Below are 1,531 nucleotides of genomic sequence, written 5' to 3' on the forward strand. Positions count from 1 at the left end.
ACTCAACTTTCGCAGACTGAAACAGGCAGATATACCTTGATATAATTAGGTAAGCCTGCAATCCATTGTTGTAGTTGACCTTTGATTAGTTTTTGTATCTTTTTACTACTCTTTTTTAAGGCATCTTCAAGAAGCTCAATTAATTGCTGTAGAGCTACAGCCCAATCAAGTTCACTGATTTCATCGCAAAGTTCATAAAACATACCACCCAATGTGCGATGGTCTATACTATATCGATTTTGCCATGAAAGCACTATATATCTTGCAAAGACAATGGTTGTATGACTAACTAATGAATCGTACGAACGACCTTGAAATTCCTTTTGGAGCTTTAATAAGGATTTGGTTGTTTTGAAAAAGACTTCAATATCCCATCGCATACCATAAATACGAATGATTTCTTGGTCATTCAACGTGCAGTCTGTACTCAAAATCGCTAGCCAGTCACTCTTTTTATTGCGGTTGCGAACAAATACAACCTTAACGGGAACTCCGTTGGCTTGTGTTGTATAAATTGAGCGTAGAATGCCTTTCTTTCCGGTTACTGGCTTCGCCAAACGATAAAGTTGGTCTAAACTTATACTTTTACCGTCAACAAGATAGCGCTGTCTCAGGTTTTTGACCATACCTATTACATCAAGTCCCTGTTCTTTAATGTTCTTAATAAGAGGCTGATGGGTGAACCAAGTATCCATCAATACGTAAGAGGCATCAATCCCAGCATTCATGGCTCTTTTAATCATATTAGGTATTTGTTCTGGTGCCGTTTGTAGTGCTTCTATTCTTCGTCTGTATCCTGTGCTACGCTTATCAATTTTCGTGGATATACCGTTGATTTGACTTTTCTTTGAGCTAAGTAAAGAAAAGTCCACTGGGATGAAAGTAGCGCCATCAGACCAACCAAGAGTAAGCATGCGAAACCCTTTATAGAAACGCATTTTTTGGGACGCATGGTCAAAGCAACGGGCTAGTAATTCAACAGACTTACTGCGGTTTCTCTCATACGAGGAATCATCTAAAATTAATACTTTCGGGCGATTATGACTCGTTAGTTTCGTTACCTTCCCAATTGTGTAAGTACTAAGGAAGAGTAAAAATTTCCGCCACGAAAAGGTAGATTGATTCAAGAAACGATAGACCGCATCTTTAGCCGGAAAATCAGCCGATTTTTTACTTTCAAGTGTTCTGAACCAATTCTTGTTTTCAAAGATCAAACAAAAGATCAATTGGAAAAGATAAGCACAAGAAAAGCCGAAAGACTTGGTTATACCAGCTTTTCTTAAATGTTTTAATACATTTAACTCTTTAAAAGTTGAAGCTAATTCATTTGGTAGTTGCTTGTTTTGATTATTATCCGTTATCATATAGAGGCACCTCTTCTGTATGGTAATAGTGATTATAGGCAAATCAACTATACCAAACGTTGAGGTGTTTTTCATGTTTTTTCTTAAAGTCAAGCACTATACTTAAACGGATATGAACTTTACAGGAACTTGAATATTTTAATTTTTACTAGGTGCGAAAGTTGAGT

At 36.8% G+C, this 1,531-nt stretch carries 1 protein-coding gene; it reads right to left on the reverse strand.

Translation table 11 applies throughout. The annotated features are described in order from the left end of the window. Window positions 1–2: 2 nt before the first annotated feature. Window positions 3–1,364 (reverse strand): IS4 family transposase, encoded by a 1,362-nt coding sequence (locus tag DCC39_RS18850; protein WP_116556403.1) that lies wholly within the window; start codon window positions 1,362–1,364, stop codon window positions 3–5. Between the last annotated feature and the right edge of the window lie 167 nt (window positions 1,365–1,531).

It is taken from the genome of Pueribacillus theae (assembly GCF_003097615.1).
Lineage (GTDB): Bacteria > Bacillota > Bacilli > Bacillales > UBA6769 > Pueribacillus > Pueribacillus theae.